Annotated in this window: 24 protein-coding genes; 5 read left to right on the forward strand and 19 right to left on the reverse strand. The window is 68.7% G+C overall.

Annotated elements, in window-relative coordinates; genetic code table 11:
• Positions 1-46: 46 nt before the first annotated feature.
• The 5 genes from LQ938_RS07600 to LQ938_RS07620 form a co-directional block, all read right to left on the reverse strand.
• Complete coding sequence (locus LQ938_RS07600; RefSeq protein WP_223721215.1) at positions 47-1,624, reverse strand: Rieske 2Fe-2S domain-containing protein; 1,578 nt, start codon at positions 1,622-1,624, stop codon at positions 47-49.
• A gap of 111 nt (positions 1,625-1,735) precedes the next feature.
• Complete coding sequence (nusB, locus tag LQ938_RS07605) at positions 1,736-2,146, reverse strand: transcription antitermination factor NusB (RefSeq protein WP_223721214.1); 411 nt, start codon at positions 2,144-2,146, stop codon at positions 1,736-1,738.
• A gap of 18 nt (positions 2,147-2,164) precedes the next feature.
• On the reverse strand, positions 2,165-2,725 hold the full coding sequence (gene efp / locus LQ938_RS07610) for an elongation factor P (protein ID WP_223721213.1): 561 nt from the start codon (positions 2,723-2,725) through the stop codon (positions 2,165-2,167).
• 150 nt (positions 2,726-2,875) lie between these two features.
• A complete protein-coding gene (locus LQ938_RS07615) occupies positions 2,876-3,334 on the reverse strand; it encodes a type II 3-dehydroquinate dehydratase (RefSeq protein WP_223721212.1) in 459 nt (152 codons plus the stop codon).
• Entirely contained in the window at positions 3,331-5,169 is a 1,839-nt protein-coding gene (locus LQ938_RS07620; protein ID WP_223721211.1) for a bifunctional sugar phosphate isomerase/epimerase/4-hydroxyphenylpyruvate dioxygenase family protein, read from the reverse strand. Before LQ938_RS07620 ends, LQ938_RS07615 begins: the two co-directional genes overlap by 4 nt.
• A 167-nt stretch (positions 5,170-5,336) precedes the next feature.
• Here LQ938_RS07620 and LQ938_RS07625 point away from each other — a divergent pair, with 167 nt between their 5' ends.
• Both LQ938_RS07625 and LQ938_RS07630 read left to right on the forward strand, forming a co-directional pair.
• On the forward strand, positions 5,337-6,215 hold the full coding sequence (locus tag LQ938_RS07625; protein WP_223721210.1) for a shikimate dehydrogenase: 879 nt from the start codon (positions 5,337-5,339) through the stop codon (positions 6,213-6,215).
• A 13-nt stretch (positions 6,216-6,228) separates the two neighbouring features.
• Positions 6,229-7,545: an MFS transporter gene (locus LQ938_RS07630; RefSeq protein WP_223721209.1), complete on the forward strand. Its 1,317-nt coding sequence runs from the start codon at positions 6,229-6,231 to the stop codon at positions 7,543-7,545.
• Positions 7,546-7,581: 36 nt separating this feature from the next.
• On the opposite strand, the gene aroB is transcribed toward LQ938_RS07630, so the two are convergent.
• The 10 genes from aroB to LQ938_RS07680 all read right to left on the reverse strand — a co-directional run bounded on the left by aroB (position 7,582) and on the right by LQ938_RS07680 (position 18,351).
• Positions 7,582-8,670 carry a 3-dehydroquinate synthase gene (aroB, locus tag LQ938_RS07635; protein ID WP_223721208.1) on the reverse strand — a complete coding sequence of 363 codons (1,089 nt, stop codon included), beginning with the start codon at positions 8,668-8,670 and terminating at the stop codon, positions 7,582-7,584.
• On the reverse strand, positions 8,667-9,203 hold the full coding sequence (locus LQ938_RS07640) for a shikimate kinase (protein ID WP_223721207.1): 537 nt from the start codon (positions 9,201-9,203) through the stop codon (positions 8,667-8,669). Before LQ938_RS07640 ends, aroB begins: the two co-directional genes overlap by 4 nt.
• Positions 9,187-10,416 carry a chorismate synthase gene (gene aroC / locus LQ938_RS07645; protein ID WP_223721206.1) on the reverse strand — a complete coding sequence of 410 codons (1,230 nt, stop codon included), beginning with the start codon at positions 10,414-10,416 and terminating at the stop codon, positions 9,187-9,189. Before aroC ends, LQ938_RS07640 begins: the two co-directional genes overlap by 17 nt.
• Before the next feature lie 4 nt (positions 10,417-10,420).
• Positions 10,421-11,257 (reverse strand): shikimate dehydrogenase, encoded by an 837-nt coding sequence (locus tag LQ938_RS07650; protein WP_223721205.1) that lies wholly within the window; start codon positions 11,255-11,257, stop codon positions 10,421-10,423.
• Positions 11,251-12,573 carry an endolytic transglycosylase MltG gene (gene mltG / locus LQ938_RS07655; RefSeq protein ID WP_223721204.1) on the reverse strand — a complete coding sequence of 441 codons (1,323 nt, stop codon included), beginning with the start codon at positions 12,571-12,573 and terminating at the stop codon, positions 11,251-11,253. Before mltG ends, LQ938_RS07650 begins: the two co-directional genes overlap by 7 nt.
• Entirely contained in the window at positions 12,573-13,046 is a 474-nt protein-coding gene (ruvX, locus tag LQ938_RS07660) for a Holliday junction resolvase RuvX (protein WP_223721203.1), read from the reverse strand. The genes mltG and ruvX overlap by 1 nt, the downstream gene beginning before the upstream one ends.
• A complete protein-coding gene (gene alaS, locus LQ938_RS07665) occupies positions 13,043-15,709 on the reverse strand; it encodes an alanine--tRNA ligase (RefSeq protein ID WP_223721202.1) in 2,667 nt (888 codons plus the stop codon). Before alaS ends, ruvX begins: the two co-directional genes overlap by 4 nt.
• Positions 15,710-15,772: 63 nt before the next feature.
• A complete protein-coding gene (locus LQ938_RS07670; RefSeq protein WP_223721201.1) occupies positions 15,773-16,030 on the reverse strand; it encodes a class I SAM-dependent methyltransferase in 258 nt (85 codons plus the stop codon).
• A 171-nt stretch (positions 16,031-16,201) separates the two neighbouring features.
• Positions 16,202-16,831, reverse strand: a complete 630-nt coding sequence (gene rpsD / locus LQ938_RS07675; RefSeq protein WP_223721200.1) for a 30S ribosomal protein S4 — start codon at positions 16,829-16,831, stop codon at positions 16,202-16,204.
• Between the two features lie 191 nt (positions 16,832-17,022).
• On the reverse strand, positions 17,023-18,351 hold the full coding sequence (locus LQ938_RS07680; protein ID WP_223721199.1) for a replication-associated recombination protein A: 1,329 nt from the start codon (positions 18,349-18,351) through the stop codon (positions 17,023-17,025).
• A gap of 111 nt (positions 18,352-18,462) precedes the next feature.
• Here LQ938_RS07680 and LQ938_RS07685 point away from each other — a divergent pair, with 111 nt between their 5' ends.
• The 3 genes from LQ938_RS07685 to LQ938_RS07695 all read left to right on the forward strand — a co-directional run bounded on the left by LQ938_RS07685 (position 18,463) and on the right by LQ938_RS07695 (position 20,995).
• On the forward strand, positions 18,463-18,714 hold the full coding sequence (locus LQ938_RS07685; protein ID WP_223721198.1) for a dioxygenase: 252 nt from the start codon (positions 18,463-18,465) through the stop codon (positions 18,712-18,714).
• Positions 18,715-19,097: 383 nt separating this feature from the next.
• Positions 19,098-20,363: a DUF349 domain-containing protein gene (locus tag LQ938_RS07690; RefSeq protein ID WP_223721627.1), complete on the forward strand. Its 1,266-nt coding sequence runs from the start codon at positions 19,098-19,100 to the stop codon at positions 20,361-20,363.
• Between the two features lie 89 nt (positions 20,364-20,452).
• On the forward strand, positions 20,453-20,995 hold the full coding sequence (locus LQ938_RS07695; protein WP_223721197.1) for a type IV toxin-antitoxin system AbiEi family antitoxin: 543 nt from the start codon (positions 20,453-20,455) through the stop codon (positions 20,993-20,995).
• On the opposite strand, the gene LQ938_RS07700 is transcribed toward LQ938_RS07695, so the two are convergent.
• From LQ938_RS07700 to LQ938_RS07715, 4 genes are all read right to left on the reverse strand, one after another.
• Positions 20,982-23,234, reverse strand: coding sequence for a RelA/SpoT family protein (locus LQ938_RS07700; RefSeq protein ID WP_223721196.1), 2,253 nt, complete (start codon positions 23,232-23,234; stop codon positions 20,982-20,984). The genes LQ938_RS07695 and LQ938_RS07700 overlap by 14 nt on opposite strands.
• A gap of 65 nt (positions 23,235-23,299) precedes the next feature.
• Positions 23,300-24,289 (reverse strand): protein translocase subunit SecF, encoded by a 990-nt coding sequence (gene secF, locus LQ938_RS07705; RefSeq protein WP_223721195.1) that lies wholly within the window; start codon positions 24,287-24,289, stop codon positions 23,300-23,302.
• The gene (secD, locus tag LQ938_RS07710) at positions 24,289-26,040 is read right to left on the reverse strand and encodes a protein translocase subunit SecD (RefSeq protein WP_223721194.1); all 1,752 of its coding nucleotides are present in this window, start codon (positions 26,038-26,040) and stop codon (positions 24,289-24,291) included. Before secD ends, secF begins: the two co-directional genes overlap by 1 nt.
• Before the next feature lie 39 nt (positions 26,041-26,079).
• Positions 26,080-26,535 carry a preprotein translocase subunit YajC gene (locus LQ938_RS07715; RefSeq protein WP_223721193.1) on the reverse strand — a complete coding sequence of 152 codons (456 nt, stop codon included), beginning with the start codon at positions 26,533-26,535 and terminating at the stop codon, positions 26,080-26,082.
• Positions 26,536-26,577 lie beyond the last annotated feature (42 nt).

A 26,577-nucleotide genomic window follows, 5' to 3' on the forward strand; every position in this document is an offset into this window, starting at 1 on the left:
AACGTCCTCCGATGCGCGCAGCGCGGGCGTCGGAGGACGACGGCGATCAGATCGCGGCGGGTGCGGTCGCCTCGCGGTAGAGCGCGTCCTCGATCGGATGCGACCGGATGGGGTGCCCCTGGGTCGTCAGGCATCGCCCGGACGTGAGGTCCCACTTCCAGTCGTGCAGGCTGCAGGTCAGCACGCCGTCTTCGATCTTGCCGGTCTTCGACAGATCCGCCCGCAGGTGCGGGCAGCGACGCTGCACGACCCAGTCGCCGATCTGCGTGTCTTCGGAGACATCGGCCTGCTCGGCGTACCAGTTCTCGACGTACTCGATCCGGTCGCGCGACAGGCACTTGAAGAACGTGGTGATGAACTCGTTGAACTTGCCGCTCCGGCTGGCGGTGAACTGCATCGACAGGAAGATCGAGTTCGACCAGTCGATCTCGTGCTCGGCGATGTTCGTGGAGACCAGGTCGGCGGGAATCGTGAACCAGTAGACCGCTTCTTCGCCGGCGTACTCGCGCACCTTCGCCTTGGGGAAGTCGACCACGAGGTCGAGCTCGCCGATCGTCATCCGCACGGCCCCGCCGACCCCGCTCCGGATGGTGCGCGCCCGACGAAGCAGCGGCTCCCACCATTCCTTCAGCGCCGCCAGCATCTCCGCGGGCGGCAGGACCTCGGCGCGCGAGGCTTCTTCATCCGCGATCTCCTGCTGTCGCGCCGCGCGCTGCCGCTCGAGGTAGCCCCACTTGTCGGCGAACATCTCGTCGATCTCGGCGTCGGTGTACAGGGTCTGCTCGACCGAGAGGTCGCCGCTTTCGAGGGTGACGACCGTGCCGGGGATGAACACGTGGCCGTCGTACTGCGGCGCCTCGTCGGCCAGGCGGGCGAGGAACTGCGCCTGGTCGGTGAAGATCGAATCGTTCTCGAGGCCCCAGCCATTGTAGCGGAACAGCTCGTCGCGGAGGAACATCGGCGGCCCGGCCATCGGGAAGACGTGCGGAGCGTCGACCTTCTCGATGTAATACATGGCGCGCTTGTGCTGCGCCTCGCGCTTCAGGTGGGCGAAGTTCTTCTTCGCGTCCTCGGGCAGGTCGTAGACCATCGGCCACCAGATCGCGCCGGAGAACTGCGTGAAGTAGAGCTCCGGCTTCGAGAACGACAGGAGCTTCTCGAGATCGAGCGGGTGCGAGTCGTTCTGATTCAGAATCGACGCGCTCCCGTCGTCGACGGAGAGCGAGGAATCCCCGATCGGACCGTCGCTCGGTGCCCGGAGCGGCGTCACCATCAGGCGCAGCGGCCCGCGCTCGATGGCCTCACCCGCGTGGGTGTAGGTGATGTTGTGGAAGCCGAGCTTCCGCAGATCCTGCTCGAGGTCATCGGTCGGGTAGTCCGGCAGGAGAATCTCGATGTTGGGACGCACGTACTGACGAAGCAGCCACGGGTCGAAGTGATCGCGGTGCCGGTGCGAGATGTAGAGCATGTCGGCGGCACCGAAGCGCTCCCAGTCGAGTCCGCGGTTGTCGGGGAAGACGAACCAGGACCCGTAGAACGAGGACTTCACGACCGGATCGCAGAGGATGCTGCCGCCGGCTGTTTCGATGAACATGCCGGCATGTCCGAGACCCGTGATGCGCATAGAGAAGGATCCTTTCCGGGTTCGAGTCTACGCAGCGGGGGCTGTGCGACCCGTTGATGCACCGGCGGTCCGCCGCATCCGTCACGCCCCGTCGGGACGTGCGGGGACTGGTCAGCCGGCGCGCGCGATGCGTGCCAGGACGCCGTGCACGAACGCGCCGGCTTCGTCGGTCGAGAACTCTTTCGCGAGCTCCACGGCCTCGTCGATGGCGACCGCGACGGGCACCTCGTCGTTGTACAGGGCCTCCCACACGCCGATGCGCAGCACGGCGCGATCGACGGCGGGCATGCGCTCGAGCTTCCAGTCGCGGGCGTGCGTGATGATCTGCTCGTCGATCTCATCGCGGTTGTCGATCACACCGTCGACGATGTCGCGGGCGTACGTCCACGATGCCTGGCGCGCGGGCTCGCCGGCCGCACGCTGGGCTTCGGCGGCGAGGATCACGGCCAGGTCGTCACCGCGGACGTCGGCCTGGAAGAGGATGTCGAGGGCGCGCTTACGCGCTTTGCTACGTGCACTCATGAAGGGGGCGCCGCCGCGTCAGCTGATGCGGCCGAGGTAGTCGCCCGTGCGGGTGTCGACCTTGATCTTCGTGCCGGTCTCGAGGAAGAGCGGAACCTGCATCTCATAGCCGGTCTCGACCGTCGCGGGCTTCGTGCCGGCCGACGAACGATCGCCCTGCAGGCCGGGCTCCGTGTAGGTGACCTCGAGGATCACGGATGCGGGCAGCTCGATGTAAAGCGGGTTCCCGTTGTTCAGCGCGATCTGCACCTGCTGGTTCTGGAGCAGGAAGTTGGCGGAGTCGCCGACGATCGTCTTGCTGACGTTGAGCTGGTCGTAGTCGGCGACATCCATGAACACGAAGTTGTCACCATCGTTGTACAGGTACGTGAAGTCGCGGCGGTCGACGTTCTCGGTCTCGATCTTCGCGCCGGCGTTGAACGTCTTGTCGACGACCTTGCCGGACATGATGTTCTTCAGCTTGGTGCGCACGAAGGCGCCGCCCTTGCCGGGCTTGACGTGCTGGAACTCCACGACGCTCCAGAGCTGCCCGTCGATGTTGAGGACGACGCCGTTCTTGATGTCTGCGGTGGATGCCATGGTGTCGAGTTTTCCGTTCGTCAGCGTTCGGGTCCGTACGGCCCGACCGCCCATTCTAGTCCGCGAGACTGGATCTTCGCGCCGAGACCATGGAGTAACCCCACTGTCTGGGCGCGAAGATCCCGTCTCGCGGGTTCTCGGGCGGGGGGATCAGCCGTCGGCTTGGCCGGTGATCACACGGATGAGGTCGGCCACCGCAGTGGCGTAGCCGGGCACTCCCTGCCCGATCACGTGCACGACCGCGACGTCGTGGACGTATGAGTGGTGTCGGAACTCCTCGCGGGCGTACACGTCGGAGATGTGCACCTCCGCGATCGGCAGGCTCACCCCGCTCAGCGCATCGCGCAGCACGACGGAGGTGTGGGTCAGTCCGCCGGGATTGATGACGATCCCGGCGCAGTCCTCACGTGCGGCGTGGATGGCGTCCAGCAGCACGCCCTCGTGGTTGCTCTGCAGAGCGCGGACATCGAAGCCGAACGCCGCGGCCGCATCCGTCGCCACGCGTTCGACGTCGGCGAGGGTCGCGCTGCCGTAGATGTCGGGCTCGCGCGTGCCCAGAAGATTGAGGTTCGGACCGTTGACCAGGAGGAGGCGTCGGGGAGTGCTCACGAGCGCACGCTACCAGCGGATGCGGTCATCGCGCCCTGCGCCGCGAGGCGGACGGGCGCCGCTCCCGCGCCGAACCCGTCGTAGCCACCGCGTCGTTCGACGAACTCGAGGAACACCTCGCCCACCGTGCGGGTGTAGCAGTGCAGGTACTCCGCGTCGTCGTCGCGGTCGTAGGCCAGCCGCAGGGACCGCAGTTCCTGCACGCGCTCGGGGCTCAGGTCGAATCGGGCGGCGAGATCGTCGTAGTAGTTGTCCGGCATCCGCAGGAACTCGAGGCCGCGGGCGGCGGCGGCGGCGGCCAACGCCCGAACGTCTCCGCAGGCGAACGCGACGTGCTGTGCGAGACCCACCGCGTGTCCGCGTTCGACGGTCATCGGGGGTGCCACGTTCAGCGGCAGGCGCACGGCGCGGTCTGCGCTGCTCATGACGCGGCTGCGCATGAGTCCCTGCGGGCCGGGTACGTCGGTCGTTCCGGTCACGCGCAGCCCGAGCACCGAGCGGTAGAACAGAACGGACTCCTCGATCACCTGCCAGGGCAGCGTGAGGCTCACATGGTCGACTCCCTCGACCGCGCCGGACACCGCCGACGCGCCGTGCTCGAACTCCCCCACCCACGCCGGCTCGCCCGCCGTGGCGTCGGCCCAGTACAGCTCCGTTCCGTCGGGGGCGACGGCGGCGTCGAGCGGCTGCTCCGCGGCGTACGTCCGGCGGTAAGCGCGGGGTGTGGCGAGTTCGTCCGCGCGGCGGGTCAGTGCCTCCGCATCCTGGACGGCCACCCCGATCGCCGCGATGTGCGGGGCCAGTCCGCGGGCGTGCTGCTCGTTCAACACGACGCGTGCGCGACCGGACGTCCAGAGGGTCACGGGCTTGGTTCGGTGCCGCCCCCGGGAGGTGAACCCGGCTTGAGCGAGCAGCGCCTCCACGGCCGAGGCGTCCTCCGCTTTGATCTCGACGAAGTCAATCTCGACGGGAGGGGTCGTGTCGGTCAGCAGCGCGAGGCCCCCGGGGGCGTCGTCGCCGAGCCGCCGCGCGACCGCGTCCTCGAGGTGCCGGAGCGAGCGTCGGGCGTGAACGGCGGTCCGCTTCGCATCCGTCTGCCGGAACGTGTCGTTGAACACCTCGAGCGACCAGGGTCCGGTGTAGCCGGCGCGCACGACGTGCGTCATGAGGTCGACGAGGTCGAAGCTGCCCTCGCCCGGGAACAGCCGGTGGTGGCGGCTCCAGGAGAGCACGTCCATCGAGAGCGTCGGCGCGTCGGCCAGCTGCAGGAAGAAGATCTTCTCGCCCGGGATCTGCTCGATGGCCGCGGGATCGTGGCCCCGCGAGAGGATGTGGAACGAGTCGATACAGACTCCGACGGCCGGGTGATCGGCTAGCTGCACGATGCGCCACGCACGGCGGTAGTCGTCGACGAAGCGTCCCCAGGCGAGCGCTTCGTACGCGATCCGCACGCGGTAGCGCGCCGCGAGATCGCCGAGCCGGCGCAGCTGGCTCGCGCTGACGTCGTCGTCGTCGATCGTCGCGGTGCCGACGTTGCTGCAGCACAGCACCGTCTCGACGCCGAGTTCGCGCATCAGAGCGAACTTCGCCTCCGCCCGCCGCAGCACCTCGAGGAACGCGGGCTCATCGACGCCCTCGACATCGCGCATCGGTTGGTAGAGGTCGATCGACAGTCCCAGACGCTCCGCCGAAGCGCGAAGCTCGGAGGGACTCTCGGGAGCAGCGACGAGATCGGGTTCGAAGATCTCGATGCCGTCGAAGCCGGCGGCGGCGCACGCGCGCAGCTTGTCGGCGAGGGTTCCGCTCAGGCACACAGTGGCGATTGACGTCTTCATCGCGGCGAATGTACCACGCAGTACATTCATCGCAACAGGGGCGATGAGTGGCTTCTGTCGAAGGAAGGAGTTGACAGGTCGCGGGTGCATCGTTCACCCTGGACGCACCAGTTAGTACATTCCGGGTCGCGCGCTCGTCGTCGAGTGCGTCCACGAAGGAGTAGCCCGTGCACGTCGATCACCCGTATCTCGTCGGCCTCATCGGTACCGGCGTCGGGCCCTCGCTGACGCCCGCACTGCACATGACCGAGGCGGCAGCGCTCGGCATCCCGTACCTGTACCGCACGATCGATCTGACCGATCTCGGCCTCTCCCCCGACGATCTCGGCGACATCCTCGCGTGGTGCGAGCGGCTGGGCTTCGACGCCGTCAACGTGACCCATCCCTGCAAACGCGATGTCATCGCGTACCTCGACCGGGTCGACGAGACCGCCGCCGCGCTCGGAGCCGTCAACACAGTGCTTTTCACGGAATCCGGTCGCATCGGCCACAACACCGACACGACGGGGTTCGAGCGCGCGTTCCGCACCGGCATGCCGGATGCGCACCTCGACCGGGTGACGCAGCTCGGTGCCGGCGGCGCCGGTTCCGCTGTCTCCGACGCGCTCCTGCGGCTCGGCGTCCGCGACCTCACGATCGTCGATATCGACACGGCGCGCGCCACCGAGCTCGCCGCCGAGCTGTCCGCGCGGCACGACGCCCGCGTCACCACGGCCGGCACGGATGACCTTCCGGATGCGGTCCACCGGTCCGACGGCGTCGTGCACTGCACGCCGACCGGAATGGCGGCGCATCCGGGGATGCCCTTCCCGGAAGACCTCCTGCGGCCCGACCTGTGGGTCGCCGATATCGTCTACCGTCCGCTTCGGACGGAGCTGCTGACGGCCGCCGCAAGCGCCGGATGCACGACCCTCGATGGCGGCAGGATGGCGGTCTATCAGGCCGTCGACGCCCTCGAGCTCATCACCGGGCAGCGCCCGGACCCCGACCGAATGATCCGCCATTTCCACGATCTCGTCGCCTCGCACGAGATTCCCATCCGATAGGAGCGTCCACCCGATGACCACCACCGCAACGCCGCGGAAGACACCCGTGAAGGCCGCTGTCGCCAGCTTCATGGGCAGTGCCGTCGAGTACTACGACTTCTTCCTGTTCGGCTCCGCCGCCGCACTCATCTTTCCCGTCATCTTCTTCCCGAGCGGCGACGACGCCGCGCTCGTCATGTCGTTCGCGACGTTCGGCTTCGCGTACATCGCGCGGCCCTTCGGCGCCGTGATCCTCGGTCACTTCGGCGACCGGATCGGCCGTCAGAAGGTCCTGATGTTCACCCTGCTGATGATGGGCATCTCGACGTTCATCATCGGGTGCCTTCCGACCTTCGAGCAGATCGGATGGTTCGCCCCTGGTCTTCTCGTGCTCTGCCGCTTGATGCAGGGTCTCTCGGCGGCCGGGGAGCAGGCGGGTGCCTCGTCGCTCACGCTCGAGCACGCCCCCGACGACCGGCGCTCGTTCTTCACGTCGTGGACGCTGACCGGCACCCAGGGCGGTCAGATCCTCGCCGCCCTCGTCTTCATCCCGGTCGTGGCGCTTCCGGACGACATCAAGTTCACCTGGGGATGGCGCGTCCCGTTCTGGCTCAGCGCCGTCGTGGTGCTGGTGGCGTTCTTCATCCGGCGCTCCCTCAACGAGACGCCGGAGTTCGAAGCCGCGAAGGCGTCCGGCGACATCGCACGGATGCCGCTCATCCCGCTTCTTCGCGACCACTGGCGTGACGTGATCCGCGTCATCTGCTGCGCGTTCATCGCCGCCGTCTCCACGGTGTTCGGCAACCTGGCACTCGCCTACGGCGTGGAGGTCGGCCTGGCGCAGAGCCTCACGCTCTGGTTGGTCGTCGTCGCGAACATCGTGGCACTCGGCACGCAGCCGCTGTTCGGTCGTCTCGCCGACAAGATCGGTCGCAAGCCCGTCTTCATCTACGGGGCGCTGTCGTCGGCGGTGTTCATGCCGTTCTACATGCTGTCGATGAGCGGCGACAGCACGATCCTGACGTTCGCGCTCGCGATCCTCACGTTCTCGGGCGGGTACGCGGCGGCCAACGCGGTGTGGCCGTCGTTCTACGGTGAGATGTTCAGCACCCGGGTGCGGTTCTCCGGAATGGCCATCGGCACGCAGCTCGGGTTCCTGATGGCCGGCTTCGCGCCGAGCATCGTCGCCGCCCTGGGCGGTGTCGCCGAGGGCGGCTGGGTCGTGATCAGCATCTTCACGGCGGTCATCTCGCTGATCGCCGCGGTGAGCGCGCTCACCGCGCGCGAGACGAAGTCGGTGCCCACGGCCGAGCTCGGGCTCCGCGCGGAGCGCGTGCACGCCGACGCCTGAACCGGATCGCCAGTGGGGCCCCGCTTCGGCGGGGCCTCACTGCTGTTCGGCAACCTCCTGGTAGGCGGCGAAGAGCAGCGACTCGTCGGGCGCCTGCAGCACTGTCGGGCGGGCGAGGTCATCGAGCACGATGAAGCGCAGCATCCCGCCGCGCGACTTCTTGTCGCGCTGCATCGTCGCCAGCAGCGTCGGCCATGCCCCGCCGCGGTAGGTGGTCGGAAGACCCAGCGACTGCAGCACATCGCGGTGACGCTGCGCGGTGTCATCGGAGAGGCGTCCGGCGAGTCGGGAGAGCTCGGCGGCGAAGACCATGCCGATCGAGATCGCCGCCCCGTGCCGCCAGCGGTAGCGCTCGGCGTGCTCGATCGCGTGGCCGAGCGTGTGACCGTAATTGAGGACCTCGCGGAGCCCCGCCTCGCGGAAGTCCTCCCCCACGACGCGCGCCTTCATATCGATCGCGAGTTCGAGGCAGCGTCGGAACGACGCGGATGCCGGGTCGACGATCGCGGTCGGCTCCGCCTCGATGCGATCGAGGATCTCGGGGTACCAGATGAAGCCCGCCTTCACGACCTCCGCGAACCCCGCAGTCGCCTCGTTGGCCGAGAGCGAGTCGAGCAGCGACAGATCGCAGATGACGGCCCGCGGAGCCCAGAACGCGCCGACGAGGTTCTTGCCCTCCGCGGTGTTCACGCCGGTCTTGCCGCCGACGGCGGCGTCGACCATGCCGAGGACGGTGGTCGGCACGTGCACCACCTGGATGCCGCGCAGCCAGGTCGCGGCGACGAAGCCCGCGAGATCGGTGACCGCTCCCCCGCCGAATCCGACGACCGCATCCGTCCGGGTGAAGTCGGACTGTCCCATGACCTGCCAGCAGAACGCCGCGACCTCGATGCGCTTCCCCTGCTCCGCATCCGGAATCTCCGCGAGCAGCACGTCGCGTCCCGGGGTGCCCATGAGCTGATCGCGGAGCAGCCCCGCGCGCTCGGCGAGGGTCGGCGGGTGCACGATCAGGATCTTCCGGACGCTCGGCGCGAGGGCTTCGCCGACGCGATCCAGGATGTCGCGGCCGATCGCGATGTCGTACCCGGGGTCGCCGGGCACCGAGATGACGGTGGTCTCGCTCATACGGGGGTTCCTCTCGGGACGGCGGTCGCCGCCCACGTGGCGATGCTCTCGACGACGTCGGCGAGCGGTCCGCGGGATGTGTCGAAGACCGCGTCCGAGACCTCCTCGTAGAGCGGCCGGCGTGCGGTGAAGATCCGTTCCCATTCCTCGACGGGGTCGGTCCCGCCCGCCAGGAGCGGCCGGGAGCCTCCGGCGATCCGCTGAGCGACCACCTGACGGTCGACCGTGAGGAAGGCGACGCGGTGCGCGCGGAGGTCGTCGCGCGTCTGCGCATCGAGCACGGAACCGCCACCGAGCGAGACGACTCCGCCGGCGGCGAGGGCGCGCACGACGGCGTCGCGCTCGAGGGCGCGGAAGTGCGGCTCCCCGTGGGAGCGGAAGAGTTCCGGAATCGGACCGTGCTGGCGAACGATCATCGAATCGGTGTCGACGAACGGAACTCCGAGCGTGCGCGCGACGCGGCGGCCGAGGCTGCTCTTCCCGGCCCCCATCGGCCCGACCAGCACCAGCGCCGGGTCAGCGGCTGCGCTCATCGTCGTGCAGCGCCGGGTCGCTCTGCACGCTCGTGCGCAGCGCCTCCGGGATCGCGGCGAGGTAGGACTCGAGGTTGCGACGTGTCTCCGAGACGTGATCGCCGCCGAACTTCTCGAGCACGGCGTCGGCGAGCACGACGGCGACCATCGCCTCGGCCACGACTCCTGCCGCGGGCACGGCACAGACATCGGAGCGCTGGTGGTGGGCGGTCGCGGTGTCGCCGGTTGCCACATCGACGGTCCGCAGCGAGTGCGGAACGGTCGCGATGGGCTTCATCCCGGCGCGAACGCGCAGCACTGTGCCCGTCGACATTCCGCCCTCGGTTCCGCCGGCACGATCGCTCGAGCGGGTGATGCCGTCGGCCGCGGCGAACAGTTCATCGTGGGCGCGCGATCCGCGGCGGCGAGTCGTCTCGAATCCGTCGCCGATCTCGACGCCCTTGATCGCCTGGATGCTCATGAGCGCCTGCGCGAGCTTCGCATCGAGTTTGCGATCCCACTGCACGTGCGATCCGAGCCCCGGGGGAACGCCGTAGGCCAGCACCTCCACGATTCCGCCGAGGGTGTCGCCGTCTTTCTTGGCGGCGTCGACCTCGGCGACCATCCGCGCCGACGTCTCCGCGTCGAAGCACCGCAGCGGATCCGCATCGAGCGCGTCGACGTCGCTCGGCACGGGCAGGGCGGCGTCCTCGGGCACGCGTACCGGTCCGATCGAAAGCGTGTGGCTGACCAGCGTGATGCCGAGCTCCGAGAGGAAGGAACGGGCGATCGCGCCGAGCGCGACGCGCGCGGCGGTCTCCCGGGCGCTCGCCCGCTCGAGGATCGGCCGGGCCTCGTCGAAGCCGTACTTCTGCATGCCGACCAGGTCGGCGTGGCCCGGACGAGGACGTGTCAGGGCGGCGCCGCGGCCGCGCGAGCGTTCGGTCAGCTCGACCGGCTCGGCACTCATGACCTCGACCCACTTCGGCCACTCGGTGTTGCCGATGCGCACAGCGATCGGGCTGCCCAACGACTCGCCGTAACGCACCCCGGTGGAGAGCGTGAGCTCGTCCTCCTCGAACTTCATCCGGGAGCCACGACCGTAGCCGAGCTTGCGGCGAGCGAGGTCGGCCTGGATGGCGGCCCGACTGATCGGAACGCCGGCGGGGAGGCCCTCCATGAGGGCGACGAGTTCGGGGCCGTGGGATTCGCCGGCCGTGAGCACGCGGAGCATTGGTCTAGTCTCCCACGACCGCGCGGCGCATCTCCGCCAGCACACGCGCCTCGTCGGGCAGCGGATGCTGCGCATCACCCGTCGTGAGCGCGCGCACCTGCAGGAGTGCCTGGTGCACCAGCATCCCGAGTCCCGACGACGCGGGGAGCCCCGCCCGCTGCCAGGCGTGCCCGAGGACGGTCGGCCACGTGCCGTAGGCCACGTCGAAGAGAGTGCCGCCGCCCGCCGCGAGGGAGTCCGTCACGTTCTCCGCCAGCGCGGCGTCGGCCGGGAGCGCGGCGATCGTCAGCGACACGTGCGGAACCGGGGCGGTGTCGAGTCCGGATGCGGTCACCCGCATCCCGAGGTCTTCGCCGAGGCGCATCAACGTGTCTGCGCGCTCGGGCCGGCGGGCGCGCACGTCGATCTGCCCCGCGCCGAGTTCGTGCAGAGCGACGAGCGCCGAGGTGGCCGTCGCGCCCGTGCCGATGATGCGCGCGGAGTCGACCTGGTCGATTCCGCTCTCCCGGAGCGCGCCGACGATCCCGCCGACGTCCGTGTTGAACCCGATCGGCTCCTCGGCGTCCACGATCAGCGTGTTGACCGCGCCGGTCAGTTCCGCGTGCCGATCGCGCACACCCGCGAGCCGGTAGCCGGCGAGCTTCAGCGGCATCGTCAGCGACAGGCCCCGCCAGCTCGCATCGAGCGCGGCGATCGCCCCGGCGAAACCGTCCTCGGTCACCCGGCGACGCTCGTATGTCCAGTCGAGACCCAGGGCGGCGTAGGCCGCCGCGTGCAGCACCGGAGAACGGCTGTGCCCGATCGGATCCCCCCAGACGGCGAGACGCCGGGATGTCAGCATCCGGAGTCCGGGTTCTCCGTGCACCAGGCGCGCCACTGCGCGACGGCCTGATTGTGCTCGGCCGCGGTCGCCGTGAAGACGGTCTCCCCCGTGTCGAGGTTGACCGTCACGAAGTACAGCCAGTTGCCCTCGGCCGGAGACATCGCCGCATCGATCGCGGTGTCGCCCGGGTTGGAGATCGGGCCGACCGGCAGCCCGGGATGCACGTAGGTGTTCCACGGGTTGTCGTCGGCGAGAGCCTCTGCCGACGAGCTGGCGGTGCCGTCGTGCAGCTCGTTGAACCCGTACTGGGCGGTCGAGTCCATCTGCAGGAGCCCGAACGTCTCCTGGTTGCCCGGGTCGAGGCGGTTCTGAATCACGCGCGACACCTTGTAGAAGTCCTCGGTGGAGCGCGCCTCGCGCTGGATGATCGACGCGATCGTGAGGATGCGCTGCCGGTCATCGACGGGCACACCGGCGGCGTCGAGCGACTGCACCGTGCGGTCCACCATCCGTTGGATGATCTGGGGCGCGGTCGTGCCGGGATCGAAGGTGTAGGTCGCGGGGAAGAGCCAGCCCTCGAGCGAGTCCGCCGGCACCCCGTACGCGGCGGGATCGGCGACCGCCGCCTGCAGGTCCTCGATCGGCACCGTCATCTGCTCGGAGATCGTCGTGAGCGACTGCTCGACCGTCAGCCCCTCGCGGAGTTGCGTGGAGTTCTCCATCCGGTTCGCCGGGTCTTCGAGCGCGGTGATCACCGCTGCGGACGTCATGTGCGTGCGGAGGGTGAAGACGCCGGGCTGGAACGTGAAGCCGACGTTGTTCTCGATCATGTAGTCGTAGAGCGAGTCCGGGGTGCGGGTGACACCGGCGTCGTACAGCTTCTGCGACACCTGCGGGCCAGCGTCGCCCGATGCGATCGTGATGGTCGTCGCTTCGCCCTCGGTGCCGGCGTCGAACTCGGCCGGCTCCTCCCATCCCATGAAGGCGCGGATGCGGTCCTCGTAGGTGTTCCAGACCCAGAACCCGCCGCCGGCGATGCCGCCGACGAGGGCCACCACGACGATGAGAGCGATCCAGCCGCCGATGCGACGGCGGCGCTTGTCGGGCGGCGGCGGAGGGGATCCGAGCACGTCGGTCGTGACTTCGCCCGTGAAGAGCGCATCGAGTGACCCTGCCCGCGGGGCCGGCGTCTCGCGCGCCGAGGACGCGGCAGGCGCCGAGACGACCGACCATCCCTCGGGAGGCGTGACGGGGCGCGCGGATCCGGATGCGGCTTCTGCCGCCGCCGCAGCTTCGCGGGCGGCGCGCCGAGACGGCGGCTGGCTGTCGGACATCAGTCGGGCTCCTCGTCCGGGTGTACGGGTGTGCCGGCGGCCGAGCCCCTGCTCTTCTCGACATCGAGGGCGTTCTGCAGCAGGATCACGGCGGCGACCTGGTCCACTATGCCACGGCTCCCCCGTTGAGATCGTCCGGATTGCCTGAGCGCCGCGTGTGCGGAGACCGTGCTCAACCGTTCGTCGACGAGGCGCACCGGCACATCGGTCGCCCGGGCGATGGCGGTCGCGAACTCGCGCGCGTCCGTGGTGGAGGCGGTGTCTTCGCCGCGCAGGTTCGTCGGTAATCCCACGAGGATCTGCACGGCGTCGTACTCACGACCGATCGCGATGATGCGCGCGACGGAGTCCTCGTTGCGCGCGACCGTCTCCACGGGGGTCGCGAGCAGGCCGTCGGGGTCGCATTTCGCGACCCCGACCCTGGCTCGTCCGACGTCGATGCCCAGCCGCACGCCGCGGTCGAAACCCGTCACGCGCGAGCGGCCTCCAGCGCGGAGGTCACGGCGTCGAGAGCGGCCGGAAGCGCGTCGGCATCCGTCCCGCCGCCCTGGGCGACGTCGTCCCGCCCGCCGCCGCCGCCGCCGAGCACTGCGGCTGCGGCTTTGGCGAGGACGCCCGCCTTGACACCCGCGTCCCGTGCACCGGCCGTCGTCGCGACGATGACCACGACGCGCTCACCCGCGACCGCGCCGAGCGCGACGACACCGGCATCCGAGCCGAGTCGGTCCCGCACCTGCAGGGCGAGCGAACGCACGTCATCGGCGGACGACACCGCGCCGAGCGAACCGGTGACGACCCGCAGGCCCCCCACCGATCGCGCCTGCGACGCGAGTTCGGGCGCACGACCCGCGAGCGCCTGCGCTTCGAACGAGGCGATCTTCTTCTCCGCCGCCTTGAGGCTTGCGGCGAGGTCGGCGATGCGCGCCGGCAGCTGGTCGCGCGGCACCTTCAGCGACCCGCTCAGCTGCGAGACGATCGCCCGCTCCGCGGCGAGGTCACGGAATGCGTCCAGACCGACGAGCGCCTCGACGCGACGTCCGCCCGCACCGACCGAGGACTCCCCCACCAGATTGATGAGGCCGATTTCGGCGCTGGATGAGACGTGTGTCCCGGCGCACAGCTCACGCGACCACGGCCCGCCGATGTCGACCATCCGCACCGTGTCGCCGTACTTCTCACCGAACAGCGCCATCGCGCCGAGCTCGCGCGCGTCGTCGAGTGCCAGCACTCGCGTCGTGACCTCGAGGTTGTCGTGCACCGCGTTGTTCGCGATCTCTTCGATCTCGGTGCGTGTTTCGGGCGAGAGTGCCTGACCCCAGGTGAAGTCGAAACGCATGTACCCGGCGCGGTTGAGCGAACCGGCCTGGGTGGCGGTCTTGCCGAGGGTGTCCCGCAGCGCGGCGTGCACGAGGTGCGTCGCGGAGTGCGCCTGGCGCGCAGCGCGGCGGTTGGCGGCGTCCACGACCGACGTCGCGGGGTCGCCGACGCCGATCTCGCCGACGGTCACCTCGACGGTGTGGCTGACGAGTCCCGGGACCGGCTTCTGCACGTCGAGCACGTCGGCCTCGAAGCCGGCTCCCACGATCGCGCCCTTGTCGGCGACCTGGCCGCCGGACTCCGCGTACAGCGCGGTCTCGGCGAGGATGATCTCCGCGATCTGGCCCGCGCGGGCGCGGTCGGCGGGAACGCCGTCGATCAGGATGCCGAGGACCCGCGACTCCGTCTCGAGGTCGGTGTACCCGGTGAAGACGGTCTCACCCTGTGCGCGGAAATCGCGGTAGACGCTGTGATCGGCGATCGCCCGGCGGCGGTTCTTCGCATCCGCCTTCGCGCGGGAACGCTGCTCCTGCATGAGGGTGTCGAACGCCGCGCGATCGACGTTGAGGCCTGCTTCCTCCGCGACCTCGAGCGTGAGATCGATCGGGAAACCGTACGTGTCGTGCAGCAGGAAGGCCTCGGTACCCGCGAGCGAGGTGCCGCCGGCCTGCTTAGTCTGCGCAATGGACAGATCGAGGATCGTCGATCCGGAGGCCAGCGTCCGGAGGAAGGTCTCCTCCTCGCCGAACGCGTACTGCGAGATCCGCGACCAGTCGTCGGCGACCACCGGGTACGCCGCAGACATCGCGTCACGCGACGCCGCGAACAGTTCGGGGAACGTGGGGCCGTCGACGCCGAGCAGACGCATCGCGCGCACGGCGCGGCGCATGAGGCGACGCAGGATGTAGCCGCGTCCCTCGTTCGAGGGAGTCACGCCGTCGGACAGCAGCATGAGCGAGGAGCGCACGTGGTCGGCGATCACGCGGTAGCGCACGTCGTCCTCGTGTTCGGCGCCGTACGGGCGACCCGACAGGGCGACGGCACGGTCGAGCACCGGGCGCACCTGGTCGATCTCGTACATGTTCTCGACGCCCTGCTTGATGAACGCGACGCGCTCGAGGCCCATGCCGGTGTCGATGTTCTTGTTCGGCAACTCGCCGACGATGTCGAAGTCCGTCTTCGATCGCACGTTGGCGATCGAATCCTGCATGAAGACGAGGTTCCAGATCTCCGTGAAGCGGTTGTCATCGACCGCGGGGCCACCGTCGCGGCCGTACGCGGGACCGCGGTCGAAGTAGATCTCCGAGCAGGGGCCGGCCGGGCCCGGCTGGCCGGTCGACCAGTAGTTGTCTTCCTTGCCGAGCCGCTGGATGCGCTCGGCCGGCAGGCCCGCGATCCGCTGCCACAGCGCCGCTGCTTCGTCGTCGGTCTCGTAGACGGTGACCCAGAGGTCCTTCTCGTCGAATCCGAGTCCGCCGGTGGATTCCGCCGACGTCAGCAGCTCCCAGGCGTACGTGATCGCCTGTTCCTTGAAATAGTCGCCGAACGACCAGTTGCCGAGCATCTGGAAGAACGTGCCGTGCCGCGCCGTGTGCCCTACCTCTTCGATGTCGTTCGTGCGGATGCACTTCTGCACATCGGCCGCGCGGGGGAAGGGCGCGGGAACCGTGCCGTTCAGGTACGGAACGAAGGGAACCATCCCGGCGACCGTGAACAGCAGCGTCGGGTCATCGCTGACCAGAGACGCCGACGGGACGATGACGTGATCGTTCTTCTCGAAGTAGGAGAGGTAGCGTGCGGCGATGTCAGCGGTCTTCATGGAGTCTGTTCCTCGGGAAGGAGCACCCGGACCGATCGGCCCCGGCGCGCACGGCGGTACGGGTCAGTCGCGGTCGGCGACGACGGAGGCGACGTCGGAGTCGGAGAACTTGGCCTGCTCTTCGCGGTAGGCCTCGCCGATGCGGTCGGTGAACTCGGTGATCCGAGCGTCGATCTCGGCGAGCACCTCGTGCCCGCGGGGATCCTTGTTCACGAGGTGGGCGAGCAGGAACCCGGCCCCCGTGCCGAGCACGAACCACAGGACATTCTTCACCGGGACCTCTTCCTTGTTGCGGCCGTTCAGCTGGCGGCCCTCATCCATCGTAGGTGAGAACACCTCAACCGGTCGGTGTGGCCGTGCTCTTCTCCGCGCGCTACTTTCCTGCGCGCGCGCCTCAGATCTGTAGCGCGCATGCTGAAAAGTGGCGCGCCGGGGGCTTCGAAGACGACGAAGGGCGCCGGGGATGCCCCGGCGCCCTTCATGCGAGCTGGATCAGCGCGCGGCGTAGTACTCGACGACGAGCTGCACGTCGCAGGTCACGGGGACCTCTGCACGCTTCGGGCGACGCACGAGGCGCGCCTGCAGCTTGTCGAGCTCGACCTCGAGGTAGCCCGGAACGGGGGGCAGGACCTCGGCGTGGCCACCGGCTGCGGCGACCTGGAAGGGCTCGGTTCCCTCGCTGCGGGGCTTCACGTGAATGAGCTGGCCCGGCTTGACGCGGAACGAGGGGCGGTCGACGATCTGGCCGTCGACCTGGATGTGACGGTGCACGACGAACTGGCGGGCCTGCGCGGTGGTGCGGGCGAAGCCGGCACGCACGACGAGGGCGTCCAGACGCATCTCGAGCAGCTCGACGAGGTTCTCACCCGTCAGCCCCTCGGCACGGCGGGACTCGTTGAACGTGTTGCGCATCTGCTTCTCGCGGATGCCGTACTGCTCGCGAAGGCGCTGCTTCTCGCGCAGACGAACGGCGTAGTCGCTGTCCTGCTTGCGCTTGGTGCGGCCGTGCTCGCCCGGAGCGTAGGGACGCTTCTCGAGGTACTTGGCGGCCTTCGGGGTGAGCGGGATGCCGAGTGCGCGGCTGAGGCGCACCTTGCGGCGGTCCTGGGACTTCGTGGTCACGAAGTGTTCCTTTCGATGACGCGGTCGTGCCTTTCACGACTCACGGACGTATCTCCCGATTCCCCATTCCGCGCGCACGCCGGGGCGCATCGGAGCAGTGGATGGAAGGAGGAGATGCCCGAAAACATGGTTTCGAGCCGATTCAGCTTATCAGACCGGGGCGGAGGAGCCCGGGGCGGGTGCTCCCGCGCTCACGCGGTGCCGTCCAGGATGCGACGGATGCGTTCGAGCCGGGCGGCGACGTCACGTTCGTGCCCGTGCGATGTCGGCTCGTAGTAGCGGTGTCCGACGAGCGGATCGGGCAGGTACTGCTGCGCCACGACGCCGACATCCGCGTCATGCGGGTAGCGGTAGCCCTTGCCGTGCCCGAGCCGCTTCGCGCCCGCGTAGTGGGCATCGCGCAGATGATTCGGGACCCGCCCGAATCCGCCGTTTCGGACGTCGGCGATGGCCCGGTCGATCGCGAGGTACGCGGCATTCGACTTCGCGGTGGACGCGAGGTACGCCGTCGCTTCGGCGAGCGGGATGCGGCCTTCCGGCATGCCGATGAACGCCACGGCGTCGGCGGCGGCGACGGCGATCTGCAGCGCCTGCGGATCGGCCAAGCCGATGTCCTCCGCGGCGGAGATGACGAGGCGGCGGGCGATGAACCGGGGGTCCTCCCCCGCCTCGATCATGCGCGCGAGGTAGTGGATCGCCGCATCCACATCGCTCCCCCGGATCGACTTGATGAAGGCGCTGATCACGTCGTAGTGCTCGTCGCCCTGACGGTCGTAGCGCAGGAGCGCGCGATCGACCGCCTGCGCCACCACCTCGGCCGTGATCTCAGGAGTGTCATCGGATTCCGGGTCGTCGACCATCGCCGCGGCCGCCTCGAGCGCCGTGAGCGCCCGTCGGGCGTCGCCCGATGCCATCTGCACCAGCGCCGCGCGGGCGTCGTCGGCGAGTGCGACCGAGCCCGCGAGCCCCCGCGGGTCGCTCACCGCCCGGTCGACGAGCGAGCGCAGATCGTCATCGCCGAGCGTCTCGAGCGTCAGCAGCAGCGATCGTGACAACAGCGGCGAGATCACGGAGAACGAGGGGTTCTCGGTGGTCGCCGCGATCAGCACGATCCATCCGTTCTCGACGCCCGGAAGCAGCGCGTCCTGCTGGGCCTTCGTGAATCGGTGGATCTCGTCGAGGAAGAGGATCGTCGACTGCCCGTAGAGGTCGCGCTGATTCAGCGCGTCCTGCATCACCTCTCGAACGTCTTTCACGCCCGCGGTCACGGCGGAGAGCTCGACGAACCGACGCCCCGAAGACCGGGCGATCGCCTGCGCGAGTGTCGTCTTCCCCGTGCCGGGGGGACCCCAAAGGATCACCGAGACAGCGCCGTTCGTCTGGCGGGAGCGGTCTGCCAGCGCCACGAGCGGCGAGCCCGGTCGCAGAAGGTGCCGCTGGCCGGCCACCTCGTCGAGCGAGACCGGCCGCATCCGCACCGCGAGAGGGGTCTGCCCCTGGAAGAGTGCGCCGCCGGTCATCCCTCCAGGCTAGACGTGCGCGCCGACACCGCGTCCGCCCCGCGGCTTTGTCGCTCGCGGGCGGCTGTGCGTAGGATCGGGCGAGCTCCGGCTCACGGATGAGGAGGAACAGTGGCCAACCCGAAGTCACGCGAACAGCGCGCCGAACGCGAGCGTGCTCGCCTGTACCAGGCCCGACGGGACTTCCACGCCGGCATCAGCCGCCGCCGCGTGCGAGACAACCTCATCGCCGGGATCGCCGGCGGCATCCTCATCCTCGCCGTCGTCGGCGGACAGGTCGCGTACTACACGCTCGGACCGGGCGTACCCGCTCCGTCCTCCTCCCCCTCCCCGACGGCGACGCCGTCGATACCCGCGCCCTGATCGGGGCGCCGCACGGTCGTCGCGATCGGCTCGGCCGGCCGGACGCGTCATCCCCGGTCGCCGTCCCTCAGCGCTGCGACCGCGGGTACTAGGCTGAATCCGATTGCCCGACCGCCGATGCGAGCCGCTTGAGGTGCCCCGTGACTGCCGCGACAGAACACTCTTCCGATCAGCCCGAAACCGGGATCGTTGATCCCGGCGCCGACGCGCCCGAGAACATCGCTGAGCCGGTGACGACTCCCGATTCCGTGAACCCCGCCGAGCCCGACGGTGAGCCCGAGCCCGAGCGGGCGTCCGAACCGGAGCCCGAGCCCGAGGCGGCGAGCGAGCCCGAGGCCGAAAGCACCCCCGAGCCCGTTGCGGCTCCGACGCCGACTCCCGCGATGCCTCGCAAGCCGAAGGCGGCACCCGTCGCCGTCGAGAACGGCGAGCCCTGGGGCCGCGTCGACGATGACGGAACGGTCTCGGTGCGCGAGGGCGACCAGTGGCGTGTCGTCGGTCAGTATCCCGACGGCTCCCCCGAGGAGGCGCTCGCCTACTTCACCCGCAAGTACGCCGACCTCGCCAGCGAGGTGACCCTGCTGGAGGTGCGTCAGCGCCGCGGCGGGGCGTCCGCCTCCGACCTTCGACACACCGCGACGACCCTGCAAGGCAAGCTCGTGGACGCGGCGGCGGTGGGCGATCTCGCTTCCCTCACCTCGCGCCTCGACGCCCTGTTCGGCACGCTGCAGGAGGCGACCGCCGCCGAAGCCCAGGTCGCGAAGCAGGCCGTCGATGCCGCCATCGTCGAGCGCACAGCGCTGGTCGACCGCGCAGAGGCGATCGCGGCCCGCGACCCGCGCACGGTGCAGTGGAAGCAGGTGTCGGTCGAACTGAACGACCTCTTCGAGCAGTGGCAGGCGCACCAGCAGAACGGTCCGCGCCTGCCCAAGTCGACGTCGCAGCAGCTCTGGTCCCGATTCCGCGACGCGCGCAGCACCGTGGAGCGGCACCGTCGGGCGTTCTACGCGGAGCTCGACGAGACCCACAAGCACGCGAAGGACCAGAAGACCCGTCTCGTGGAACGCGCGGAGGCGCTCGCCCCTCGCGGCGAAGAGGGCATTCCCGCGTACCGCGGACTGCTCGACGAATGGAAGGCCGCCGGACGCGCCGGCAAGAAGGTCGACGACGCGCTCTGGGCTCGGTTCAAGGCTGCGGGCGACGCGCTCTACGGCGCACGCATCGAGCGCGAGTCCGTGGAGGCCGAGGAGTCGAAGGGGCGCATCGAACTGAAGCGTGCGGTACTCGAGCGTGCCCGGCCGATCGTCGATGTCAAGGACCTCGCCTCCGCGCGCCAGCAGCTGACGGCGATCCAGCGCGAGTGGGACGAGATCGGTCGGATCTTCCCGCGCGACAAGGAGCGGACGCTCGATGACGAACTGCGCAAGATCGAGACGTCTGTGCGCACGCGGGAAGACGCCGACTGGAAGCGCAACGACCCCGAGACGACCGCCCGCGCGAACGACATGACGCGGCAGCTGACCGACGCGATCGAGAAGCTCGAGGCCGACGTCGCCGCCGCCGAGAAGCGCGGCGACGCCCGGGCGACGAAAGAAGCCCAGGCCGCCCTCGAGGCGCGGAAGGCGTGGCTCCGCGCGATCGGCGGCTGACTCCTCCCCCGGATGACTGTCATCCGGGTCTGTCCACAGGTCGCCCGCGACGCCCCCGAAGAGAGGGCGTCGCGGGCGACACTGGTGCGATGACGTCGTTGTTCGTGTACTTCCCCGGTGAGCGGCTGAGCTCGGCCGAACTCAGCGCGGCTTGCCTCGACGGGCATCTGGTCGAGCTCGGCGAAGGGTACGTGCCGGCCGACACCGTGGAAACGTCGTGGCTGCGCGCGGCATCGCTCCGCGCGATCGCCGGAACCGAGCTCGCGGCGATCCTGACGAGTGCGGCGTGGGTGCACGGCGCTCTCGCGGAGCCTCCCGCGCGGCACCGGCTGCAACGCGCCAGTCCGCAGCGGATCCACGAGCCCATCGGCCGCCGATTCGTCTACCGCGATCCGCAGCTTCCCGCGGGCGACATCGTCCGGATCGCCGAGGTCGCGGTGACGACGCCGGCACGGACGGTCGCCGACCTCGCCCGCAGCGCGACGCCCACCGATCTGGCGGCGCTCCAGGGCTTCGTCGATACCGACCCGCAGGTTCTGGCGGACGGATGCGAACTGCTGCGCACCTCGACCCGGATGCCGCACAAGCGAGCCGCGATCGAGATCCTCGAGGATCTGATCAGGACGACGTGAACCGGTAGACGTCGTAGACCGCGTCGATTCGACGGACCGCGTTCAGCACCCTGTCGAGGTGCACGGTGTCGCCCATCTCGAACACGAACTTGCTGATCGCCAACCGATCGTTCGAGGTCGACACCGTCGCGGAGAGGATGTTGACGTGATGCTCGCTGAGCACTCGGGTCACGTCGCTCAGAAGTCCGGAACGGTCGAGCGCTTCCACCTGGATCTGCACGAGGAACACGCTCTTGGTCGTCGGTGCCCAGTCGACGTCGATCACCCGGTCGGGCTCGTTCATGAGCGACTTCACGTTGGTGCAATCGCTGCGGTGGACGGACACACCGCTCCCGCGCGTCACGAAGCCGACGATCTCATCGCCCGGAACCGGCGTGCAGCACTTCGCGAGCTTCACCAGGATGTCGGGCGCACCGCGCACGAGCACTCCCGAATCGCCGTCGCGCGGCGCACGGCCGCGCCCGATGTGCGGAATATCGATCGGACCGGTCGTGGTGTCCTGATCGGCGACGAGCGACGTCACCTTCTCGATCACGGACTGCGTCGAGACATGGCCTTCGCCGACCGCGGCGTAGAGCGCGGAGACGTCTTCGTAGCGCAGCAGCTGCGCGACCTGTGAGAAGGAATCCTGGCTCATCAACCGCTGAAGCGGCAGGTTCTGTCGACGCATGGCGCGGGCGATCGACTCGCGGCCCTGTTCGATCGCCTCTTCGCGTCGCTCCTTGGTGAACCACCCGCGGATCTTGTTGCGCGCGCGGGTGCTCTTGACGAAGCCGAGCCAATCCTGGCTGGGCCCCGCATCCGGATTCTTCGAGGTGAAGACCTCGACGACGTCACCGGACTGCAACTCCGACTCGAGCGGGATCAGTCGGCCGTTCACCTTCGCGCCCATCGTGCGATGGCCGATCTCGGTGTGCACGGCGTACGCGAAGTCGACCGGCGTGGCGCCCGCGGGAAGACCGATCACGCGGCCCTTCGGGGTGAAGACGTAGACCTCTTTCGCGCCGATCTCGAAGCGCAGCGAATCGAGGAACTCCCCCGGGTCGGCCGTTTCGGCCTGCCAGTCGGAGATGTGCGCCAGCCACGCCATGTCGGTGTCGGAGGACTTGGGATCGACACTCCGACCCGTCATCCGCTCCTTGTACTTCCAGTGCGCGGCGACACCGAACTCGGCCTGCTGGTGCATCTCGTTGGTGCGGATCTGGATCTCGACGGTGCGCCCGCCGGGGCCGATCACGGTCGTGTGCAGCGACTGGTAGAGATTGAACTTCGGTGTGGCGATGTAGTCCTTGAACCGGCCCGGGATCGGTGTCCAGCGGGCGTGCAAAGCCCCGAGCACCGCGTAGCAGTCGCGCACCGTGCCCACGATGACCCGGATGCCGATGAGGTCGTAGATGTCGTCGAACTCGCGGCCTCGGACCACCATCTTCTGGTAGACGGAGTAGAGCTGCTTCGGACGCCCGGCGATGCGGCCGCGGATGCGGAGCTCCCGCAGGTCTTCTTCGACCGACTGGATGACGTTCTGCACGTACTGTTCGCGCTGCGGCGTGCGCTGCTTCACCAGACTGTCGATCTCGACGTACAGCTTCGGGTGGAGCACGGCGAACGAGAGATCTTCGAGTTCGGATTTGATGGCCTGGATGCCGAGCCGGTGCGCGAGCGGGGCATAGATCTCGAGCGTCTCGGTGGCCTTCTTCGCGGCCTTCTCGGGCGGAACGAAACCCCAGGTACGGGCGTTGTGGAGCCGATCCGCGAGCTTGATCAGGAGCACGCGGATGTCGCGCGACATCGCGACGATCATCTTGCGAACGGTCTCGGCCTGCGCGCTCTCGCCGTACTTGACCTTGTCGAGTTTCGTGACGCCGTCGACCAGCATCGCGACTTCGTCGCCGAACTCGGCGCTCAGCGTGCCGAGTTCGTACCCGGTGTCTTCGACCGTGTCGTGCAGGAGGGCCGCGGCGATGGCCTTCGGACCGAGCCCCAGGTCAGCGAGGATCTGGGCGACCGCGAGCGGGTGCGTGATGTACGGCTCGCCGCTCTGCCGCCTCTGCCCGTCATGGGCCTTCTCGGCGACCGCGTACGCGCGCTCGATGATCGCGATATCGCCCTTCGGATGGTGCGTCCGCACCGTCCGCACGAGCTTCTCGACGTCATCGCGACGCGCCGCACGCGAGAAGATCCGAGGGATCAGACGTCGCAGCGACGAGGGCTGCGCGCCGGGAGGAACGGTCTCCGCCATGCTCGAATCACCACCCTCCGCCGGATCGAATCATCCTACGCCGCCGCAGAGTGCCATCGACCCGCTCAGGCCGGGACGCCCGCGCGCTCGCGCGCCTCGAGGACGCGCGCGTCGTTGGCCTTCACCCGCGGCTCGCCCTCGCGGAAGAGCGCGTAGAGCGGGGCGGCGACGAAGACCGTCGAGTACGCGGCGACGATCGTGCCCACGAAGATCGACAGCGAGATGTCGGTCAGCGTCTGCGCACCCAGCCAGAATGCGCCGATGAACAGGATCGCTCCGGTCGGCAGGATCGCCACGACGGTGGTGTTGATCGAGCGGATCAGGGTCTGGTTGACCGCGAGGTTGACGGACTCACCGAATGTCCGCGACGAGATCTCGCCGTCTTCGCGCGTGTTCTCCCTGATCTTGTCGAACACCACGGTCGTGTCGTACAGCGAGTACGACAGGATCGTCAGGAAGCCGATCACGGCCGCCGGCGAGATCGGGAAGCCGCAGAGCGCGTACACGCCGACTGTGATGATCAGCACGTCCACGACACCGACGACAGCCGCCGCCGACATCTTCCAGGTCCGGAAGTAGAGCGCGAGGATGAGGAAGGTCAGGGCGAGGAAGATCGCGAGGCCCCAGAGCGACTGCCGGGTCACATCGGCACCCCAGCTGGGTCCGATGAACGACGACGTCACTTCGCTGGAATCGACGCCGTACGCCTCCGCCAGCGCGGCCGAGACGGCCTGCGTCTCCTCGGGCGTCATCTGGTCGGTCTGGATACGGACCGCATCCGACCCGACCGTGGAGACCTTCGTCTCCGCGTTCGCCACGACGCTTTCGACGGCGTCGCTCGCGATCGCCTGATCGGGCGAGGACACGCCGGTGACCGTGAACTGCGAACCGCCGGTGAACTCGATTGAGAACTGGACGGGACGAAACAGCGGCACAAGCGCCGAACCGATGACGAGCAGCGCCGCGATGGTGAACCACAGCCGCCGACGGGGAATGAACGGGAAGGAGGACTTCCCCGAGTAGAGGTCGTTGCCGAGCTGGCCCATGGAGCGCATCAGTCGCGTCCCGCCTTCGCGTCGTTCGAGGGTTTCGAGGCCTCGGTGGTGGATGCGGTCGAGCCGCTCTCGAGGGCCCGTTTACGCTCGGCGATCGTCTGCCGGCGCTCCGCTTCGCCACGCGAGCGCGCGGTGCGGCCCTTCACTGCGGCCGCGGGAGCGCGGAACTGCGCCCGACCGCGGTACACCGCGCCGAGAGCCGTCGGGTCGAGGCCGGAGAGCGGGTGTCCGCCGCCGAAGAACCGCGTGCGGGCGAGCAGCTGCATCACGGGGTGGGTGAACAGGATGAAGATGACGATGTCGATCACGGTCGTGAGACCCAGCGTGAACGCGAAGCCCTTCACCGTGGCGTCGGCGAGGATATAGAGCACCACGGCCGCGAGGATGTTGATCGACTTCGAGATGTAGATCGTGCGCTTCGCGCGGTTCCAGCCGTCTTCCACCGCCGAGGTGATCGACTTGCCGTCGCGCATCTCGTCTCGTATTCGCTCGAAGTAGACGATGAACGAGTCCGCGGTGAAGCCGATCGTGACGATCACACCCGCGACTCCGGCGAGGGAGAGGCGGAAGCCCATCCGCCACGCCAGGATGCAGAGCGCGATGTAGGTCAGAACACCCATGACGAGGAGCGAGGCGATGATGACGGTGCCGAGCGCGCGGTAGACCACAAGCGAGTAGATCGCGACGAGCGCGAGCCCGATGAGGCCGGCGATCACACCGATCATCAGCTGCTGGGAGCCGAGCGTCGCCGAGATCGTGTCGGAGCTCTGCACCGAGAAGCTGAGCGGCAGGGCGCCGTACTTCAACTGGTCGGCCAGGGTCTGCGCCGTCTCCTGCGTGAAGCTGCCGGTGATCTGCGGCTTGCCGTCGGTGATGATCGCGTTCATCGACGGAGCGGAGAGCACGTCGCCGTCGAGCACGAAGGCGAACTGGTTCAGCGGCGAGGTGAGCGGATAGATCCGCTGGCTGATCGCCGCGAACTGCTCCGTGCCCTGGTCGTTGAAGACGATGTTGATCGCCCACGCACCCGAGGTCTGCACCACTCCGGCGCTGGCGTCGGAGATCGAGTCGCCGTCGAGCTCGACCGGCCCGAGGATGTACTTCGCTGAACCCGTGGCATCGCAGGTGATGAGGGGCTGGTCCGCCGGCTCGTTGGCCGGATCGTTCGCCGGATCATCGCAGTTGTAGGCCTGGAACTGCGCCTGCAGCGCGGGCGTGATCCAGCTGACGTCGCTTCCGCTCGTGGGGCTCGCCGTCGGGGTCGAAGGCAGAGCCGGGTCGGCGGTCGGGTACGGGGTCGCCGTTCCGTCTTCGCCGACGAAGGAGCCGCTGACTTCGCCCGACACGAAGAGCACCGCACGCAGCTGCAGCTGAGCCGCCGACTGGATGCGCTGACGCGTCTCCTCGTCGGCTTCGCCAGGAATCTGCACGACGATGTTCGTGCCGCCCTCGGTCGTGACGTCGGCCTCGCCGACGCCCGTGGCGTCGATGCGCTGGCGCATGATCGTCACGGCCTGGTTCATCTGCTCCGTGCTCGGGGCAGCGCCATCCGCGGTCTGCGCCTGCAGGATGATCTGCGTACCGCCCTGGAGGTCGAGCGCGAGCTCGGGGATCCAGGAGCTCGCCGGTTCACCGGCAGACGTCTTGAAGGCGTAGACGCCGAGGGCGTTGATTCCGAACAGGATCGCGGTGATCGCCAGAAGGCCGATCAGGGCGCGCCAGGCATGCCGGACAGGGGTGGGTGTCGCCACGGACAGTCAGCTTTCTCGTGGTGCAGCGGGGACGAAGACTCAGGCCTCGGGCTTGTTCTTCTTGTCAGGGTCCGCGTCGTCGGTGTGCGCCGAGTACTTGTGGTCGTCGCTGATCGAGGTGATGTCACCGTCGGCGACGCCCGCGATGTACTCTGCTTCGCTGGTCTCGGCCTCGATGAACTCGTCTTCGGTCACGACGCCCTCGGTCGGGTCGACCACGCGGAGGATCGCCTGGCTGTGCACCTTGATCTCCACGCCCGGCGCGATGGAGACGATCGCGGGCTGGTCGAGGTTCTCACCGTCGTACTCCACGATCGTGCCGTAGAGGCCGCCCTGCAGCAGAACCTCGGCGCCCGGAACGGTCTGAGCGGACTTCGCCTCCTGCTCGGCCTTCGCCTTCTGCATCCGTCGACGGGAGCTGTAGAACATGAAGACGAGCAGGATGACCAGAAGGATGATCAGGCCGTAGTTGGCAAAGAAGTTCGCGAAATCCATGGGAAGGTCGGGGCCTTTCAGGGGCAGCGTCCACGAGGGCGG

It is taken from the genome of Microbacterium sp. cx-55 (assembly GCF_021117345.1).
Classification (GTDB): Bacteria; Actinomycetota; Actinomycetes; order Actinomycetales; family Microbacteriaceae; genus Microbacterium.